At 70.3% G+C, this 17,773-nt stretch carries 13 protein-coding genes; 7 read left to right on the forward strand and 6 right to left on the reverse strand.

Features of this window, described 5'->3' with window-relative positions; all coding sequences use genetic code 11:
• Positions 1-28: 28 nt before the first annotated feature.
• The 4 genes from F0L68_RS21290 to F0L68_RS21305 all read left to right on the forward strand — a co-directional run bounded on the left by F0L68_RS21290 (position 29) and on the right by F0L68_RS21305 (position 5,682).
• Positions 29-3,217, forward strand: a complete 3,189-nt coding sequence (locus F0L68_RS21290; protein WP_306463162.1) for an amidohydrolase family protein — start codon at positions 29-31, stop codon at positions 3,215-3,217.
• A gap of 136 nt (positions 3,218-3,353) precedes the next feature.
• A complete protein-coding gene (locus F0L68_RS21295) occupies positions 3,354-3,746 on the forward strand; it encodes a GntR family transcriptional regulator (protein WP_149851386.1) in 393 nt (130 codons plus the stop codon).
• Positions 3,743-4,678, forward strand: coding sequence for an ATP-binding cassette domain-containing protein (locus F0L68_RS21300; RefSeq protein ID WP_223198998.1), 936 nt, complete (start codon positions 3,743-3,745; stop codon positions 4,676-4,678). The genes F0L68_RS21295 and F0L68_RS21300 overlap by 4 nt, the downstream gene beginning before the upstream one ends.
• On the forward strand, positions 4,675-5,682 hold the full coding sequence (locus F0L68_RS21305) for an ABC-2 membrane transporter-related protein (protein WP_149851387.1): 1,008 nt from the start codon (positions 4,675-4,677) through the stop codon (positions 5,680-5,682). The genes F0L68_RS21300 and F0L68_RS21305 overlap by 4 nt, the downstream gene beginning before the upstream one ends.
• A 110-nt stretch (positions 5,683-5,792) precedes the next feature.
• On the opposite strand, the gene F0L68_RS21310 is transcribed toward F0L68_RS21305, so the two are convergent.
• Positions 5,793-7,085, reverse strand: coding sequence for an amidohydrolase family protein (locus F0L68_RS21310; RefSeq protein WP_149851388.1), 1,293 nt, complete (start codon positions 7,083-7,085; stop codon positions 5,793-5,795).
• 70 nt (positions 7,086-7,155) lie between these two features.
• Between F0L68_RS21310 and F0L68_RS21315 the strand changes: the two genes are divergently transcribed.
• Both F0L68_RS21315 and F0L68_RS21320 read left to right on the forward strand, forming a co-directional pair.
• Complete coding sequence (locus F0L68_RS21315; protein WP_149851389.1) at positions 7,156-7,707, forward strand: MarR family winged helix-turn-helix transcriptional regulator; 552 nt, start codon at positions 7,156-7,158, stop codon at positions 7,705-7,707.
• Positions 7,708-7,765: 58 nt separating this feature from the next.
• Positions 7,766-8,950 carry a S8 family serine peptidase gene (locus F0L68_RS21320; RefSeq protein ID WP_188316717.1) on the forward strand — a complete coding sequence of 395 codons (1,185 nt, stop codon included), beginning with the start codon at positions 7,766-7,768 and terminating at the stop codon, positions 8,948-8,950.
• A 77-nt stretch (positions 8,951-9,027) separates the two neighbouring features.
• Here the strand turns inward: F0L68_RS21320 and F0L68_RS21325 are convergent, their stop codons facing one another.
• The 5 genes from F0L68_RS21325 to F0L68_RS21345 form a co-directional block, all read right to left on the reverse strand.
• The gene (locus tag F0L68_RS21325; protein ID WP_149851391.1) at positions 9,028-10,017 is read right to left on the reverse strand and encodes an ABC transporter substrate-binding protein; all 990 of its coding nucleotides are present in this window, start codon (positions 10,015-10,017) and stop codon (positions 9,028-9,030) included.
• Positions 10,018-10,062: 45 nt separating this feature from the next.
• The gene (locus F0L68_RS21330; protein WP_149851392.1) at positions 10,063-11,115 is read right to left on the reverse strand and encodes an ABC transporter permease; all 1,053 of its coding nucleotides are present in this window, start codon (positions 11,113-11,115) and stop codon (positions 10,063-10,065) included.
• Complete coding sequence (locus F0L68_RS21335; protein WP_149851393.1) at positions 11,112-11,876, reverse strand: ATP-binding cassette domain-containing protein; 765 nt, start codon at positions 11,874-11,876, stop codon at positions 11,112-11,114. Before F0L68_RS21335 ends, F0L68_RS21330 begins: the two co-directional genes overlap by 4 nt.
• Before the next feature lie 76 nt (positions 11,877-11,952).
• Positions 11,953-13,011 (reverse strand): class I mannose-6-phosphate isomerase, encoded by a 1,059-nt coding sequence (locus F0L68_RS21340; RefSeq protein ID WP_149851394.1) that lies wholly within the window; start codon positions 13,009-13,011, stop codon positions 11,953-11,955.
• A complete protein-coding gene (locus F0L68_RS21345) occupies positions 13,008-13,991 on the reverse strand; it encodes a LacI family DNA-binding transcriptional regulator (RefSeq protein WP_149851395.1) in 984 nt (327 codons plus the stop codon). Before F0L68_RS21345 ends, F0L68_RS21340 begins: the two co-directional genes overlap by 4 nt.
• 416 nt (positions 13,992-14,407) lie before the next feature.
• Between F0L68_RS21345 and F0L68_RS21350 the strand changes: the two genes are divergently transcribed.
• Positions 14,408-17,668 carry a GH92 family glycosyl hydrolase gene (locus tag F0L68_RS21350; RefSeq protein ID WP_223198999.1) on the forward strand — a complete coding sequence of 1,087 codons (3,261 nt, stop codon included), beginning with the start codon at positions 14,408-14,410 and terminating at the stop codon, positions 17,666-17,668.
• The last annotated feature ends 105 nt before the right edge of the window (positions 17,669-17,773 follow it).

Genomic DNA, 17,773 nt, shown 5'->3' on the forward strand with positions numbered 1-17,773 from the left:
ACTCGGCACGGGGTCGAGCGTTCCGGAGGTGGCTGTGCCCGTCGCACCGATCGAGCCAGGCAAGGACATCGAGCCAGGCAAGGATGAGGACGGCGTCACCCGGCGCGACCTGCTGCTCGGCGCCGGCCGCGCCGCCGCGATCGGCGGGGCCGTGCTGCTCGGCGGCGCCCCGCTGCTGGCCGACCAACCCGCGGCCGCGGCTGCCGAGGACGCGGCCGCCGAGGACGCGCAGGCACGGCGCCGGTTCGTCGCGCGGGAGGCCACCAACGCCTCGGCTGCGGTCTCGCCGGACGGCCGGTGGATCGCCATGGACCTGTACACCTCGATCTGGCTGTTGCCGGCGGCGGGCGGTGTGGCGCGGCGGCTCACCGACGACCTCCAGGACGCGACCAGGCCCAGTTTCTCGCCGGACTCCCGCACCCTGGTGTGCCAGTCCTACCGCGACGGCAACTACCACCTGTGGCTGCTCGATCTGGACGGCAACAACCTGCGGCAGCTCACCACGGGCCGGTACGACCACCGGGAGCCCCGCTTCTCCCCGGACGGCACCAGGATCGCCTACTCGAGCGACGAGGGCGGCGGCTACCGGATCTGGGTGCTCGACCTGCGCACCGGGCAGCGCACCCAGCTCACCAACGCGGCATCGGACGACGCCGAGCCGTTCTGGTCCCCGGACGGCAATCGCTTGGTGTGCCTGGTCGATGGCGCGGCCTTGGACGTCGTCGAGCTGTACGGCGCGCGCCACCGCGTCGTCGACCCCGTCGCGGACACCGTGTTGTTCGGCCCGACGTTCGCCCCGGACGGCCAGACCCTGAGCTACACCAGGATGCGCGGCCCGGTGACGGAGGTCGTCGTCGGCGGGAAGGCGGTCACCTCGGGGGAGGACGTGTTCGGCTTCCCGGTGAACTGGCTCGGCGCGGAGACGATCCTCTACACCGCAGACGGCAGGCTGCGGCGGCGCTCGCTGGGCAGCGGCCAGGCCACCGAGATCCCGTTCGAGGCGAGCGTGGACTACCGCCGCAGGCTCGATCGGGAGCCCGCGCGCGACCTGTTCGGGACGGGCGAGCACCAGGTGCGCGGCATCGCGGGACCGGTGCTCTCGCCCGACGGCCGGCAGGTCGCGTTCCGCGCCCTCAACGCCCTGTGGCTGCTGCCGATCGGCGGCAGGCCGCGCCGGATCGTGGCCGACGGGTTCTTCAACTCCGACCCGGACTGGTCGCCGGACGGCACCGCGCTGGTGTACGCGAGCGACCGGAGTGGGACCGCCGCGCTGTGGCGCTTCGATGTGGCCAGCGGTGAGAGCACCCGGCTCACCGACCTGCCGAACGGGCAGCTCACGCCTCGCTGGTCCCCGGACGGCGGCCGGATCGCCTACCAGGACTCCGACGGCGCGACCTGGGTGCTCGACCTCGCCTCCGGCCAGAGCCGCAAGGTGCTGCCCGCGCTGTACCAGCCGGGGCGGCCGACCTGGTCGCCGGACGGGCGGACGCTCGCGCTGGCCGCCGTGAAGCCGTTCTCTCGGCGGTTCCGCGAGGGCACCAGCCAGATCCTCACGGTCGGCCTGGACAGCGGGACGGTCGCCTACCAGGAGCCGATGCCGTTCCGGTCGCTGGCCACCAGGGGCGACGACGGCCCGGTGTGGTCGCCGGACGGCCGGTTCCTTGCGTTCGTCGTGGAGAGCATGCTGTGGCTCGCGCCGGTCGACGCGACGGGCCGCATCACCGGCGCGCCGCGTCAGCTCACCGATGAGGTGACCGACGCGCCGAGCTGGCGCGGCGACTCGCGGCGGCTGCTCTACCTCAGCAACGGGCGCCTGCGTCAGGTGACGGTGGACGGCGACCGGGCCGGGGACGTCGAGGTTCCGTTGCGGTGGACCAGAACCAGGCCGCGCGGCCGGCTGGTGCTGCGGGCAGGCGCGCTCTGGGACGGCCGGGGCGCGGAGCTGCGCCGCGAGGTCGACATCGTGGTGGAGGGCGACCGGATCAGGACCGTCGAGGAGCGTCGGGACCGCGCCGGCGAGGAGGTGCTGGACGCGTCCGGGCTGACGGTGCTGCCCGGCCTGATCGACGCGCACGTGCACTGGCACCTGCGTGGGCGGCAGTGGGGCGAGCGGCAGGGCAGGCTCTGGCTGGCCTACGGCGTGACCACCACCCGCTCGCCGGGAGATCCCGCGTACCAGATGCTGGAGACCAGGGAGGCGCTGGAGTCCGGCGCGAAGCTCGGACCTCGTTACCTGGCAACGGGTGAGGCCATCGACGGCGGGCGCGTCTACTACAACTTCATGCGGCCGACCAACAGCGAGCAGCAGCTGTCGCTGGAGCTGCGCAGGGCGTTCGAGCTCCAGTACGACCTGATCAAGACGTACGTGCGGCTTCCCGTTGCGCTGCAACAGAAAGCGGTGGACGCGGCGCACCGCAGGGGAGTTCCGTTGTCCTCGCACTACCTGTATCCCGCCGTGCACCTTGGCATGGACGGCATGGAGCACTACGGGGCGACGAACCGGCTCGGCTACTCGCACACCGTCAGCCGCGTCGGCAACGCCTATCAGGACGTCGTGGGGCTGTTCGCGAACTCGGGCATGTCGATCACGCCGACGCTGTTCCGCTCGGCCGTGCTGTACGGCGAGGACCGCTCACTGGTGACGGATCCGCGCACCAGCGCGCTGTTCCCGGACTGGGAGTACCAGCGGCTGCTGCACAAGGCGGACGACGCGGCCAAGCCCGGTCCGGCCAACGACGCGCTCCGAGTCGGGCTGGCGGCGAATGTGACGATGATGCTGCGCATCCACCGTGCGGGCGGCCTGGTGATCGCCGGCACCGACTCGCCGCTCGACGACGTCGCGATCAGCCTGCACCAGAACCTGCGAGCCTTGGTGCGGCACGGTTTCACGCCGGTCGAGGCGCTGACCGTGGCCACCCGAAACCCGGCTCGCTGGCTCGGCCTCGGCGACCACCTCGGCACCGTTGAGCCCGGCCGGCTGGCCGATCTCGTTGCGGTGGAAGGGAATCCGCTGGCGGACATCCGGGCGGCGGCGGCGGTCCGGCTGGTGCTGGCCGGCGGATCCCCGCACACCGTCGATGAGCTGGTCGCCCCGTTTGCCTCTGGGGTAAAGGATGCGCGGCCGGTCACGACGGTTGGCGCGCCGCATCCCAGTGCCGAGGTTGGGCCGTACTGGTGGCATGGCGAACCTGAGTGGGCCGTGCACGTCTGCGGTTGACCGGTCTTGGTGGTTTGGTAGCTGACCGGTTTTGGGCGGCTGACTGTTTTTGGTGGTTGGTCGCGTTCGGCGGTTGACAGGTTGCGGGGTGGCTGGCCAGAGTTATTCCACTAACTGATTAGTGGAAGGGTTAAGGGTGATCGAGTTTCGGATCGACCGAAGATCCGGTGTCGCCACCTACCTCCAGATCGTTCACCAGGTGAAACAGGCGCTGCGGCTCGGACTGATCGGCCCCGGTGACCGGTTGCCGACCGCCAAGGACGTCGTGGCGGTCACCGGGATCAACCCCAACACGGTGTTGAAGGCGTACCGCGAACTTGACCGCGAGGGCCTGGTCGAACCGCGGCCGGGGCTCGGCACCTTCGTGCGCCGCTCGCTGGCCTCTCCCGGCGCGGCAGCGGGCTCCCCGCTCAGGGGCGACCTCCTGGAGTGGATGGACCGAGCGCGCCAGCTGGGCATGGGCCGTGAGGACGTGGACGCGCTGTTCCGCGCCGTGCTCGACGACAAGTTCCGAGGGGGACAGGAATGACTGTGATGAGGCCGGCCATCGCCGTGCGCGCGGCGGGGCTGGGCAGGCGGTACGGGCGCAGCTGGGCGTTGCGCGACTGCACCTTCGACCTGCCGGAGGGAAAGGTCGCCGCCCTGGTCGGGGCGAACGGCGCGGGGAAGAGCACGCTGCTGCGGCTGCTTGCCGGGGTGCTGACCCCGTCGGAGGGCTCGGCCGAGGTGTTCGGCGCCGAACCGTGGCTGCGCGGGCTGAGCGGCGTTGGCTTCGTGGCGCAGGAAAAGCCGCTGTACCGGGGGTTTACGGTCGCGGAGACGCTGCGCATGGGCCGCGCGATGAACCCCGGCTGGGATCAGGCATACGCGGCCGCGCTGGTCGACCGCGCGGGTCTGGGCATGAGGACCAGGGTCGGTGCGCTGTCCGGCGGGATGCGCGCCAGCCTGGCGCTGGCGGTGGCACTGGCGCGACGCCCTCGGCTGCTGCTGCTCGACGAGCCGCTGGCCGAGATGGACCCCATCGCCAGGCAGGACGCGATGCGGACGCTGATGGTCGAGGTCGCCGAGACCGGCCTAGGCGTGCTGATGTCCACGCACGTGCTCGCGGACGTCGACGGAGTGTGCGACTACCTGCTGCTGCTCGACCGAGGTCGCGTGCTGTTGGCCGGGGAGACTGACGACATCCTTGCCGAGCACAGGATTGTTGTCGCGTCGCACCGCGCCGAACGCACCGACTTCGGTCCCCATCGGGTGGTGCGGACCCAGGTGAGCGAGCGGCAGGTTACCGCGCTCGTCCGGCGCGACGGCGAGTTGGTAGGGGACGGCTGGGTGGTGTCCGAGCCGACTCTGGATGAGGTCGTCGTCGGGCATCTGCTTGCCTCGGCTCAGTCTGATTCGGGGGGCTCGGCCGAGTCTGGTTCGGAGGCTGCGGCACAGTCTGGTTCGGGGGCGGCGGCGTGATTTGGTTCGCTTGGCGGCAGCAGCGCGCCACCCTGCTTGCGGCGATCGGCGTGATCCTGGTTGGGCTTGGTTACCTGCTGTACTACCGGTTCGCGATGATGGGTGAGGTGACGTCGACGGACCTGTGGTCCCGGTCGCTGCCAGACACCGTGGCCAGCACGGATGGCCCGGAGTTCAGGAGTGTCGCGGACAGTGTCTGGGTGCACTTCTGGGGGCAGGCGCAGACCGCGCGCACCGGCATGGTCGTTGGTGCGATGGTGATCGGCGTCTGCGTCGGCGCGTCGATGTTCGCGCGGGAGTGGGAGCAGCAGACGTACCTGGTCGCGTTGAGCCAGTCCGTGTCCAGGGCGCGGTGGTTCGTCACCAAGTTCGCGGTGGCCGCCGCCGTGGTGCTCGGCGGCGTCGTCCTGTGGGAACTCGCCTACGCCTGGTGGGCGAGGTCCGCCGGCAACTGGATGCTCGACCAGTACTTGTTTCGGCCGTTCTACTTTGAGTCGCAGGGTTTGGCGCTGCCGGCGTACGCGCTGTTCGCGCTCGCGCTCGGGGCGAGCGGCGGGCTGCTCATCCGCCGCACGGTGCCGGCGATCGTGGTCGCGGCCGCCGTCGTCGCGGGGGTTTTTGCCGGTGTCAGCCTGTATCTGCGCTGGCATTACCTGCCGCCGGTGATGGTGACCGTGCCGTGGCACGGGCCGAGATCCATGGACGGCGAGGCGCACCTGATGGACGTTGGATATCTCAGCAACACGGGGCAGCTCATTCATATGGGTCTTGGTAAGGGGGAGCTCTGGAATCCCTGCGTGAGTGTCGAGAATGTCGCGAGTGTCGCGGCGAGCGACTCCTACTACGGCTGCATGACCCAGCGGGGCCTGGTGGGGTTCGGCGAGATGGTCCAGCCAGCCAGCCGGTTTTGGACCTTTCAGGTGATGGAGTTCGGGCTGTTCCTGGTGCTGTCCGCTGCTGTGCTCGGGGTCGGCATGTGGTGGCTGCGCAAGCGATTGCGCTGATCGGTTGTCGTTTTGGCCGTGGGCCTGCACCGTCACAAAGTGAAGACGCGGGGCGCGGGGCGCTGGATGTGGGCGTGGAGCGGAGGGTGTTGGTGGGGTGGGGCGGGTGGTCAGGTTGTTGTTGTGGCGGCGATTTGGGTGGCTAGGCGGTGTGCTGATTGGTGGACTTCTGCGATCTTGGCGTGGAGGGCGGGGTGTTGGAGCCGGCCGGCCTGTTTCACCGGTGTGCCCGCTACCAGGACGGTGCTCACGTTGCCCGGGTGGGCCGCGGTGACCACCGCGCCGATCGGGTCGTGGGTTGCGCCTGCCAGGTTGGGAGCGTCGGCGTGGAGCAGCACTAGGTCGGCCTGTTTGCCCGGTTGTAGGGAGCCGATGCGGTCGGCCAGGCCTAGCGCGGTGGCGCCGTCGATGGTGGCCAGCTGGAGGATCTCGGCGGCGGTCAGACGGGGGCCTTCGCCTAGGTGGCTGGACAGGAGGGCCGCGCGCATCAGTGAGAACATGTCGCCTGCGGTCGAGGTGACCACGTCGACGCCGAGGCCCGTGGTGATGCCGGCACGCCGGAGCCGGCCGATCATGGGGGCTCCGTGCCCCATCTGCGCCTCGATTGCCGGCGCGATCGACACCGCGCCGCCAGAGTCCGCGATCAGTTGGAGTTCGTTGTCCGGCAACGAGTTTCCGTGCACGTACAGGGTGTCGGCGCGCAGCAGACCGTGCCGCCGGAGCGTGTCGACGGGCCGTTCGGCGACCGGGCCGCTGCCGACGTGCACCGCGATGCCGAGCCCCAGTTCGCGGGCCAGCGCCCAGTCCTCTCGCACGGTGTCGACGGGCGAGTAGGACGGGCCGGCCGGGGCGAGCCTCAGAGTGAGGAGCTGGTCGCCCGAGGCGAAGTACTGCTCGCGGACCCGGCGGACCTCCGCCGGCCGCCGCGCCGCCGCGTCCAGGACGGGATAGCCGTAGCCGAACACGGCGCGGATGCCGGCGTCCGCCAGCGCGGTGATCGCGGCGTCGCTGTGCGCGGGGGAGAACTGGACGTGCGAGTGATCCTGCACGGTGGTGATGCCGGAGTCCAGGCACTCCAGCGCGCCGACGAGGTTGCCGGCGTGCACGTCCTCCGGCCGGATCAGCGGGCCGGCGACCCCGTGCGTGCGGTCAAGGTACTGGCGCAGGTCGACGTCGACGGCGCTGCTGCGCAGGGTGGTCTGCCAGAGGTGTCGGTGGGTGTCGACGAAACCGGGCAGGACGAGGTGGCCGGTCGCGTCGATGACCTCGGCGTCGTCGGCCGGGAGGTTCGGGCCTACCGCCACGATCCGGCCGTCTGAGATCGATATGTCGATATTTCTGCGCACGGTCGGCTCGGGTTCGACGTCGATTACCCAGCCGTTGCGGACGATCAGTGTGCTCATGGTGGCTCCGATGAATGCTTGGGAGGAAGCTTTTTAGAAAGCTATCATCTGTGTGATCTACCCTGTCAAGATGACAGCGCAGCCGGATCGGGTCGACGAACTGCTCGACGCGTGGCGGGCCGAGCTGCCGGACGTGCTGTACCCGACCTCGGAGCTGACCAAGCGCGTCCTGGTGCTTGCCGCCGCGCTGGACGAGGCGACCAGGCGCGAACTGCCCGCGCTCGGCATCACGGTGGCCGAGTTCGACGTCCTGGTGTCGCTGCGTCGCGCCGGCGCGCCCTACCGGATGAAGCCCAACCAGTTGGCGCGCGGGCTGCTGTTGTCCTCCGGCGGCACCAGCAACGTGACCAATCACCTGGTGGCCAACGGTTTGGTCGTGCGCGAGGCCGACCCCGACGACGGCCGCAGCACCTGGGTGCGGCTGACGCCCGACGGTGTCGCGTTGGCCGAACGCGCGGTGAGCGCCAGCTCGGCCGCGCACGCCGCGGTGTTCGCGAACGTTCCTGGCGATGTTGTTGAGGTGGCTACTGGGGCTCTGCGTGCGGTGTGCGCGGGTGCTGCGAGCACCTCGCCACCGCAACCTGCGCCGGCCCGGAACGCGCGTAACCGCCGCGCCGGTTGACGCGATCGGCCGCCCGGTTCTTGGGGAACCTGGCGGCTGGCGCCGCCATCCAATGGCCATGCTGACTCGGTGGTGGGTGCCCAGGGGCGTCGTGCGGGCGGTGGCCGTTTTCGCGGTGCTGTTGACGGCCGCGCTGGCCGGTGCGCCGGGCGCGTTGGCGGACGCGCTGAAGGACCGTGAGTGGTTCCTTGACGCTGCCCACCTCAACGCGGCGCAGGCGTGGCCTACGTCGACCGGGAAGGGGGTCACCGTCGCGGTGGTGGACACCACTGGCCTTGACCGCAATCGCGCCGAGCTGACCGGTTCGGTGGTCAGCAGCGGGACCCTCACGGCGGCGGGCGAACTGCGTGACGACGGCGGATCGCAGGGGCAGTTCCACGCCACCTGGGCCGCGCTGCTCATCGCGGGGCATCCCGACAGCCCCGACGGGCAGCAGGGGTTGGCTCCCGGCGCGAAGATCATCAGCGTGCATATTCCGGAGTCGCCGGCGTCCGTGGCCGATGCGATCCGGTACGCGGTCGACCATGGCGCACGGGTGGTCAGCCTCTCCCTCGCCTTCGACTTCGCGCCGACCGGCATCTGCGAGTCGGTTCGCTACGCGCAGGAGCACGACGTGATCGTGGTGGCCAGCGCGGGCAACGACGGGCAGGCCTTCAATCCCAAGAAGTGGCCGTCGAGCTGCGCAGGCTCGATCGCCGCCGCCGGCAGCGATCAGCACGGCCAGGCGTGGCCGCAGTCCGAGTCGGGGCCGCAGATCGTGCTCGCCGCGCCTGCGGTCGACATACCGCTTGTGTATTCCGACCCGAGCACGCTGACCCTGTCCGGCACGTCGTTCTGCGCTCCGCTGATCGCGGGCGAGGCCGCGATGCTCATCAGCGCGCATCCGGACTGGACCAGCGGCCAGATCATCAGGGCGATGATCGCCTCCGCGTCCGGCGGCGGCAAGCGGATCGACGACCACCTCGGCTACGGGGTCATCGACCCGGTGGCCGCGCTTCGTGCGGCACGGCCTGCGGAGCGGAGCAATCCGCTGCTGTTGGACGCGCCCTCGGTGAAGGAGACTCAGTCCGCGTCGAATCGGGCGTCGGCGTCGAATCGGGAGTCCGCGTCACAGGCGACAGCATCGCAGTCGGCAGCGCAGTCCGGTGGAATTCCGTTGTGGGTATGGGCTGTCGTGGCTGTCGCCGTTGTTGGGCTCGGCGTTCTCGGGTTGGTGATCTACCGGGCGGCGGCGCGTAGGTAGGTGCTGGCGGCCGTCGTCGACCGGTCAAGGGCCCGTGCCGCCGGGGGAGGCCGGCGGCACGGGCACTGAGCCGTTTGTCAGCAGGACTGCTTGTAGAAGTACTTCGAGTTGGCGTCCATGTCCGCCTTGGTGATCGCCACCAGGTCGGTCTGGAGGTTGCGCTGCACGGTGCCGCCGGTCAGGGCCGCGACGGCCTGGTCGACGCCCTGCTTGCCGATGGTGGCCGGGTCCTGCGCGATCAGCGCCTGCACGACGCCGGCCTTGAGGTCGTCGACCTGCTTGGGGCTGGCGTCGAAGCCGATCAGGTTGACCTGCCCGGTCTTGCCGGCGTTGGTCAACGCGGTGCCGGCGCCTTCACCCGTGTTCAGGTTGGTGGCGAACACGCCGATCAGGTCAGGGTTCGCGGACAGCGTCGCGGACACCTTGGACGCCGCCGTCGCCGGGTCGTTGTCGGTGTACTCCTGGCCGATGTACTTGAGGTTCGAGTACTTCTTGATCGCGGTCTCGAAGCCCTTGGCCCGCGCGTCGGTGGTCGAGGTGCCGGCCTTGGTATTGAGCACCAGCACCGAACCTGACTTGCTGCCGACCAGCTTGGCCAGCGCCTCCGCCGCCTTCTCGCCGCCCTGCTCGTTGTTCGAGGAGATCGAGGACAGCGCGATCGAGGTGTCCTGCAACGCGGTGTCCACCTCGACGACCTTGATCCCGGCGTCCTTGGCCTGCTGCATCGGGCCGGCCATCGCCTTGTCGTCGGTCGGCGCGATGAGGATGCCGGCCGGCTTGCTCGCGATGACGCCGTTGAGGATCGGGCTCTGGAGGCTCGCGTCGAACTTGTCCGGCGGCTGCGTGTCGAGCGTGTAGCCCTTCGCCTTGGCCTCGTCCTGCGCGCCGCACTGCATCGAGATGTAGAACGGCTCCGCTTTGACGCCAGGGATCAGCGTCAGCTTCTTGTTGTTGCTGTTGCTGGCTGTTCCACCACCGGAGTCGCCGACCTGGCCGCCGCCGCACGCCGCGAGCACCGTCGCTGCCATCAGCGTCACGCCCAGGGCCGTGACCGCTTTTCTCGCCATCCCCATTGTTCTTCCTCCGCACATCGTTGTGATCGTCAGAAGTGGTTACGACTGGTCCCGCGCCCGCCTTCGGACCTGGTCGAACCAGACAGCGGCAACCAGCACGGCGCTCACCGCGATCGGCTGCCAGAACGCCTGCACATGCAGGATCACGAACCCCTTGGTCAACACCGCCGGGATGAAGATGCCGATCACCGTGCCGATGATCGAACCCATGCCGCCGAACAGGCTGGTGCCCCCGAGCACCACGGCGGCGATGACGTTCAGGTTGTCCGTGCTGTGTCCACTGATCGTGGTGGTGCGGAAGTAGGCCAGGGACATGAATCCGGCGAGTCCGGCCAGCACGCCCACCATCAGATAGACCGTGACCAGGTGCCTGGTCACCGCGATGCCCGCGCGGCGGGCCGCCTCCTCGTTGGAGCCGATCGCGTAGGTGTAGCGGCCGAACCTGGTGGTGCGCAAGACCAGGTCGCCGACGACGGTGATCAGCACCGCCAGGATCACCAGGTTCGGCACCACGCCGAGCGAGGTGCCCGAGCCAAGCGTCCTGGCCAGCGCCTTCGGCACGGTGCGCACGTCCGAGCCGTCGGTGATGAGCTGCGCCGCGCCAAGCGCCGCCCCGAACGAGCCGAGCGTGACGATCAGCGGCGGGATCTTGGCCCTGGCGATCAACAGCCCGTTCACCAGGCCCCACGCGCCGCCGCTGACCAGCGCGACGAGCAGGCCGACGAGGATCACGCCCCAGCCTGCGCCGGTGGAGTCGCTGCGGGGGCTCAGGCCCTCCATCGTCTTCGCCGCCATCACCCCGGCGAAGATCAGCACCGAGCCGACGGACAGGTCGATGCCCGAGGTGATGATCACGAACGTCATGCCGACGCCGAGCACCAGCAGCACCGCGGCCTCGATGAGCAGCGTCTGCGCGGTGAACAGGGTGAGGAACGCGTCTGGCCGCGCGATGGAGAACACCACGATCAGCGCGACGAGCACCAGCGCGATCCACACCGTGTTCGAGCCGGACACCCGCTGCCACAGGCTGCGCCGCGTCGGCTCGACGTCGCCGTTGGCGATGTCCACTGTGGACTCACTTCGCGTCGTCATGCCGCGTCCTCCTGTGACAGCGCGCCCGTCATCGCCCCGACCAGCTGTTCGACGGTCACGTCCGACCCGGAGAACCTGGCCACCCGCCTGCCCAGCCGCAGCACCTCGATGCGGTCGGCGACGGCCAGCACCTCGGGCATGTTGTGGCTGATCAGCACCACGCCCATGCCGGCGTCGCGGACCTTCTTGATCACGTCGAGGACCCGCTCGCGCTGCACCACGCCGAGCGCGGCCGTCGGCTCGTCCATGAACACCAGCTTGCTGGCCCACACCACCGACCTGGCCACCGCGACGCTCTGCCGCTGACCGCCGGACAGCGAGCCGATCGGCGCGTCGATGCTCTGGAGCCGCACGCCGAGCTGGCTGAACTCCGTGATGGCCCTGCGGCGCATCGCGGCCTTGTCCAGCACGCCGAGCCGGCCGAGCAGCCCCGGCTTGCGCAACTCCCTGCCAAGGAACAGGTTCGCGGCCGGGTCGAGGTCCGGCGCGACCGCGAGGTCCTGGTACACCGTCTCGATGCCGAGCCGCCGCGCGGTGGTCGGCGAGTCCAGCACGACCTGCTTGCCGTCGAACCGCAGCTCGCCGGAGTCCGGCTGCTGCACCCCGGACAGGCACTTCACCAGCGTCGACTTGCCGGCGCCGTTGTCGCCGATCAGCGCGACCACCTCGCCGGCGAACGCCTGGAACGACGCGCCGCGCAGCGCCTCGACGCTCCCGTAGTGCTTGACGAGATCCTTGGCATCTAAGAGAAGTTCGCTCATCGACGTCCTCGCTTCGCTCCGGGCGCCGATGAGGCACAAGTCGGGCTGTGTTGAATGATTCGCTCGCTGCGCTCGCTCATGACCCAGCTCCGATCACGGGCGGCCGGCACCGCACGGCCACCAGGTCGCCGTCCACCCTCGCCTCGCCAGCCGCGTGCGGCACGACCACCGTGCTGCCCTGGTGCAGCGCCAACTCGCCGCCGTCGCTGCGCAACCTGCCGGAGCCGGACAGCACGACCAGCACCGAGAAGGACGCGTCGAGCGCCAGCTCGCCGTCGGCGTGCAGGCGGTCGGCGCGGAAGAACGGGTCGGCCTGGCTGGAGAACAGCGGCACGACCGGGTCGGCGCGGTCGTGGGTGTGCCGCACCAGCGAGTCCAGCCTGTCGCCGGTCCAGCCGGCCAGGTCGACGCACTCCAGCGCGGTCGGGTAGCCGAGGCCGAGGTGCCCGGCGTCCTGGTTGTCCAGGAAGCCCTGCCACTCCAGCGTGACCGAGAAGTCCGTCGGCTGCTGCAACTCGACGATGAACACGCCTGGCCCGATCGCGTGCGGCAGGCCGGCCGGCACGAAGACCGTGTCACCGGCCCGAACCGGCACCGCGTTGAGCGCGCCGAGCATCGCAGGGGAGTCCTGTGTGGACACCCAACGCTCGACCGTCGCCGCGTCGACGTCCTCGCGGAAGCCGACGTACACGGTCGGGTCGGGCCCGCTGGCGCCGATCACCACCCACGACTCGGTCTTGCCGTGCCGGCAGTTCAGGTGCGAGGCGGCGAAGGAGTTGGACGGGTGGCAGTGCACCGGCAGCCGCTGGCCCGCGTCGAGCAGCTTCACCAGCAGCGCGGTGTCCGCGCCGAACTCGGCGGCGTGCGCTGGCCCGAGCCACCCCGTCGGGTCGGCCGCGACCGCGTCGCGCAGCAGCCTGCCGTCCGGCAGCGTCGACAGCCCGGTCCCGTCCCGCCCGAACAGGGTCGTCGTCGACGCGACCCAGTCCTCCGGCCCGTAGTCCGCGGCGGCCTCCGGCTCGCCGCGCAGGGCGGCGATCGACGCACCGCCCCGATAGAACTGCTTCGGCTGGTTGGCCGGCAGTTCGATGGGCTCCCGAGCCGTCGACCGCTCGGCCCCGTCAGCAGGACTCACGCTGTGACCTCCCCAGATCCACGTGGCACCAGGCGCACCGGCAGCACGACGCGGCGCGGTGGCGAACTGTCGCCGTCCATGCGGGCGAACAGCAGATCGGCGGCGGCCTTGCCGAGCGCGCTCGCGTCGTGCGCGATCACCGTCACCGGCGGGCTCAGCAGGTCGGCCAGTTCGAAGTCGTCGAAGCCGACCAGGGCGGGCCGGTCGGTCCGGCCGGCCAGCGCGCGCAGCACGTACACGGTGATCCGGTTGTTGCCGGTCACCAGCGCGGTCGCGGGCTGTCGGCCGCCGAACACCCGGCGCAGCGCCTCGGCGACGGTGTGCTCGTCGTGCGGGCCCATCACGACGAGTTCCTCGTGGTAGCCGACGTCGGCGCGCACGCAGCCCTCGCGGAACCCGCGCAGCCGTTCGTTGGCGGTGAAGATGTCCGGCGCGTCGCCGAAGAACGCGATGCGGCGGTGGCCGTGCGCGGCGAGGTGGCGCACGGCCTCGATGGTGCCGCCGATGTTGTCGACCAGCACGGTGTCGGCGACCACGTCGCCAGCGGGCCGGTCAAGGAACACCACCGGTGTGCCGGCGCGCATCTCCGGCGTGAGGTAGCCGTGCTGGAGCCCGGCCGGCACGATCAGCAGGCCGTCCACCCGGCGCGCGCAGAACTCCAGCGCCAGTTCCCGTTCCCTGGCGGGCTGTTCGTCCGACGACCCGGTCAGCACCTGTCTGCCGCGCAGCCGCGCGATCTCCTCGACGGCCCTGGTCATGCCGGAGTAGAACGGGTTGGCGACGTCCTCGAGGACCAGGCCGATGGTGCCGGTCGAGGACCCCCTGCGCAGGTTGCGCGCGCTGAGGTTGCGGCGGAAGCCGAGCTGGTCGATCGCCGCGAGCACGCGCTCGGCCGTGGCCGGGTGCACGCCGGGCTCGTCGTTCACCACCCGCGAGACCGTCTTGATGCTGACACCGGCCAGCCGCGCCACGTCGCTCATCGTGGCGCGCCGAACCTTGCGTGGGCCGACCCCGGACAACGTTGTCATAGTCGCCGAATTGGACACCGTCGCCGACAGCGTTGTCAACGGTTCCGAACCGGTCAAGCAGCGATTCAGCCGGACGGCGTACCACGCGGCGCGCCGGGTCGGCCACGGACGGCGGAAGGGTCGATCTTGGCTCGGCACAAGGTTTCCGAACGGACTGGCTTGCTACCTATGGCCGAAGGTCGATGTCCCGAACCGGACAGCCTGGTCGATCCGGTCTTGACGCGAACCTCACGCACTCGGCAAGGATGCAAGCGCAGCGAGTGACCCTGGACAAGGTTGTCAGAGGAGGCGGTCGCGTGAATGCCGGTATGGACAGGTTGTCGAGACGAAACACTGGCCGATGGCGGCCGGGAGCGAGGATCGGGATCGTGCTCGGTGCGGTGGCGGCCCTCGTGCTCGCCCCCACGGTCGCGGCGGTGGCCCAGCCCGACGCGGCGGCCAAGCCCGCCAAGGAGGACCTCGCCAAGTGGGTCAACCCCTACGTCGGCACCAAGCCCGGCGGGCAGGACCAGGGCACCGGCGGCGGCGCCGGCAACAACTTCCCCGGCGCCGACGCGCCGTTCGGCATGGTGCAGTGGAGCCCGGACACCGTCACGTTCCAGCACGGCGGCTACTTCTACGACGACAACCGGATCCGCGGTTTCAGCCTCACCCACCTGTCCGGCGCGGGATGCTCCACCTACGAGGACATCCCGTTCATGCCGGTGGTCGGCGAGGTCACCGACTCGCCGGCGGCGAACCCGGCCAAGTACGTGGCGAAGTTCAGCCACGCCAACGAGAACGTCTCCGCCGGCTACTACGGCGTGAACCTCGACAACGGCGCCAAGGTCGAGCTGTCCGCCACCCAGCGCACCGGCTCCGGCCGCTTCACCTACCCGGCGGGCCAGCCGGCGACCCTGCTGGTGAACACCTCCGGCTCGATCGCCGGCACCGACGACGCCCAGGTCACCATCGGCAAGGACTCGATCAGCGGCTGGGCGGCCAGCGGCCGGTTCTGCGGCGCGGACGACCACTACCGCGTCTACTTCTACGCCCAGTTCGATCAGTCCTTCGCGTCCATCGGCACCTGGAAGAACGGCGCGGTCACCCCCGGCCTGGCGACCCAGCAGGGCGGCGCGCCCGCCAAGGCGGATCTGACGCCGCCCGCCGACTCGAAGGCCGCCGCGACGCCGAAGGGCAGCGTGCAGTCCCGCTCGGTCAAGCCGCAGGACACCACGGTGTCCGGGCCGGGCAGCGGCGCGTTCGTCACCTTCGACTCCACCGCGAAGCCCGCCGTCAACGTGCGGGTCGGGCTGTCGTTCGTGTCGACCGACGGCGCGCGGAACAACCTGAAGGTCGAGAACAACGGGAAGAAGTCCTTCGACCAGGTGGCCGCCGCGGCGCGCGCGTCGTGGAACGACCGGCTCAACCAGATCCAGGTCAAGGGCGGCAGCGACGCTGACCGCACCACCTTCTACACCGCGCTGTACCACTCCCTGTTGCAGCCCAACGTGTTCTCCGACGCCGACGGCCGCTACATCGGCTTCGACGGGCGGATACACAGCGCGGACAAGGGCCACGCGATGTACACCAACTTCTCCGGTTGGGACATCTACCGTTCCGAGACGCAGCTGTTGGCCACCCTGGCGCCCAAGGAGACCTCCGACATCGCGCGGTCGATGATCGCGTTCGCCGAACAGGGCGGCTCCTGGGACCGCTGGACGGTCGCCAACGACTACACGGGCGTGATGAACGGCGACCCGTACCACATCATCGTGTCCACCGCGTATGCCTTCGGCGCCAAGGACTTCGACGCGAACAAGGCGCTGCTGCTGATGCTGCGCGGCGCCACCCAGAAGACCAGCGGCTACGAGGAGCGGCCCGGCCTTGCCGACTACCTGAAGCTGGGCTACGTGCCCGGCCAGGCCGCCGACACCCTGGAGTACAACAGCGCCGACTTCTCCGTGGCGCAGCTGGCGCGCAGGCTCGGGGACAGCGCGAGCGCCGGCACGTTCATGAAGCGGGCGCAGACCTGGCAGAGCCTGCTCAACCCGGCCACCGGCTACCTCCAGCCGCGCAACGCGGACGGCTCCTTCGTCGAGCCGTTCAACCCAGGCGACCCCAACGGGTACACCGAGGGCAACGGCGCGCAGTACAGCTGGATGGTGCCGTTCAACGAGAGCGGGCTGGTCGCCTCGCGCGGCGGCAGCGCGGCGGTGAACACGATGCTGGACGAGTTCTTCAAGGTCCTCAACGCCGGCCCGCACGACCCGCACGCGTTCCTCGGCAACGAGCCGACGCTCCAGACCCCGTGGATCTACGACTACTCCGGCGCGCCCTACAAGGCGCAGGCGGCCGTGCGGAACGCGATGACCCAGCTGTACAACCCGACCGCGAGCGGGCTGGTCGGCAACGACGACCTCGGCGAGATGTCCTCCTGGTACGTCTGGGCCGCCATGGGCATGTACCCGATGATCCCGGGTAGGGCGGAGCTGGTGCTCAACAGCCCGTCCTTCGAGCAGGTCGTGCTGACCACGGGCAACGGCAAGAAGATCACCATCAACGCGCCGGGCGCGTCGACGAGCTCGCCGTACGTCACCGGCCTGAAGGTCAACGGCCAGTCCTCCACGAGGCCCTGGCTGCCGGAGTCGTTCGTCGCCAACGGCGGCACCCTCGACTACACGCTGTCCTCGACCCCGGACACGGCGTGGGGCAGCACCTCCGCCGACGCGCCGCCGTCGTTCAGCGAGGGCGGGGTGAACCAGCGGACCTACGTCGACCCGGCCCGTTCGGTGGTGCCCGGCGGCGCGAGCGCGCCGGTGACCATCGGCGTGCAGGACCTGTCCGGCAAGGGCAGCACGGTGCACTGGACCGCGTCGCCGCCAAGCGGCATCACGCTGACCCCGTCCTCGGGGGACATCACCGCGCCGCCCGGCGGCAAGGCGGGGCAGCAGGCGATGCTGGCGGTCGCCGCAGGCACCGCGGAGGCCAGCTACCGGATCCCGGTCAGCTACACGGCCTCGGACGGCAGCACCGTGGCCGGCGCGACGCTGGTGGTGCTCGTCGCCCAGCCGGGCAGCCTGCGCGCCGCGCTGAACAACATCGGCACCTCGCCGGACGACAACCAGGCCGTCGGCAACTTCGACGGCGGCGGCTGGAGCTACTCGCGCAACGCGCTGGCCGGCACCGGCCTGCCCCCTGGCGGCTCGGTCAGCTCCGACGGCCTGACCTACGCGTGGCCTTCGGTGCCCGTCGGCGAGCCTGACAACGTCAACGCCACCGGCCAGACGATCAACCTGACCGCGCCGGCCGGCGCGACCAAGCTGGGGCTGCTCGGCGCGGCGGGTGACGGCAAGGCGTCCGGGACGCTGACCATCACCTACACCGACGGCAGCACCCAGACCGCCGACGTCGGCATGTCCGACTGGGCGCTGGGCGGGCCGTCCAACCTGCCGCCCTCGTTCGGCAACCGCGTGGTGAACACGACCACCTATCGCAACAACATGAGTGGCACCGCGCAAAAGCTCAACGTGTACCTGTTCGCCACCGCCCCCATCACGTTGCAGACTGGCAAGCAGGTCAAGAGCGTCACGCTGCCCGGGACGGTCACGGGCGGCACCTTCCACGTGTTCTCTGTCGCGGTCGGCTGACGAGGAGACACCGGAGTTCGCTCGCGAGGGACGTGGCGGCGGCCTCGCGAGTGGGGTGGGGCGGCGTCGGGGAACCTCCCCGGCGCCGTCCCACCCGTCCCGCAC

Origin of the sequence: Solihabitans fulvus, assembly GCF_008386585.1 — a bacterium.
GTDB classification, from domain to species: Bacteria; Actinomycetota; Actinomycetes; order Mycobacteriales; family Pseudonocardiaceae; genus Solihabitans; species Solihabitans fulvus.

What these genes read in the sequence shown, in the direction of transcription:
- F0L68_RS21310 (WP_149851388.1), bottom strand. Translation starts at nt 7,085, where the DNA reads ATGAGCACACTGATCGTCCGCAACGGCTGGGTAATCGACGTCGAACCC.
- F0L68_RS21325 (WP_149851391.1), bottom strand. Translation starts at nt 10,017, where the DNA reads ATGGCGAGAAAAGCGGTCACGGCCCTGGGCGTGACGCTGATGGCAGCG.
- F0L68_RS21335 (WP_149851393.1), bottom strand. Translation starts at nt 11,876, where the DNA reads ATGAGCGAACTTCTCTTAGATGCCAAGGATCTCGTCAAGCACTACGGG.
- F0L68_RS21320 (WP_188316717.1), top strand. Translation starts at nt 7,766, where the DNA reads ATGCTGACTCGGTGGTGGGTGCCCAGGGGCGTCGTGCGGGCGGTGGCC.
- F0L68_RS21330 (WP_149851392.1), bottom strand. Translation starts at nt 11,115, where the DNA reads ATGACGACGCGAAGTGAGTCCACAGTGGACATCGCCAACGGCGACGTC.
- F0L68_RS21300 (WP_223198998.1), top strand. Translation starts at nt 3,743, where the DNA reads ATGACTGTGATGAGGCCGGCCATCGCCGTGCGCGCGGCGGGGCTGGGC.
- F0L68_RS21315 (WP_149851389.1), top strand. Translation starts at nt 7,156, where the DNA reads ATGACAGCGCAGCCGGATCGGGTCGACGAACTGCTCGACGCGTGGCGG.
- F0L68_RS21345 (WP_149851395.1), bottom strand. Translation starts at nt 13,991, where the DNA reads ATGAGCGACGTGGCGCGGCTGGCCGGTGTCAGCATCAAGACGGTCTCG.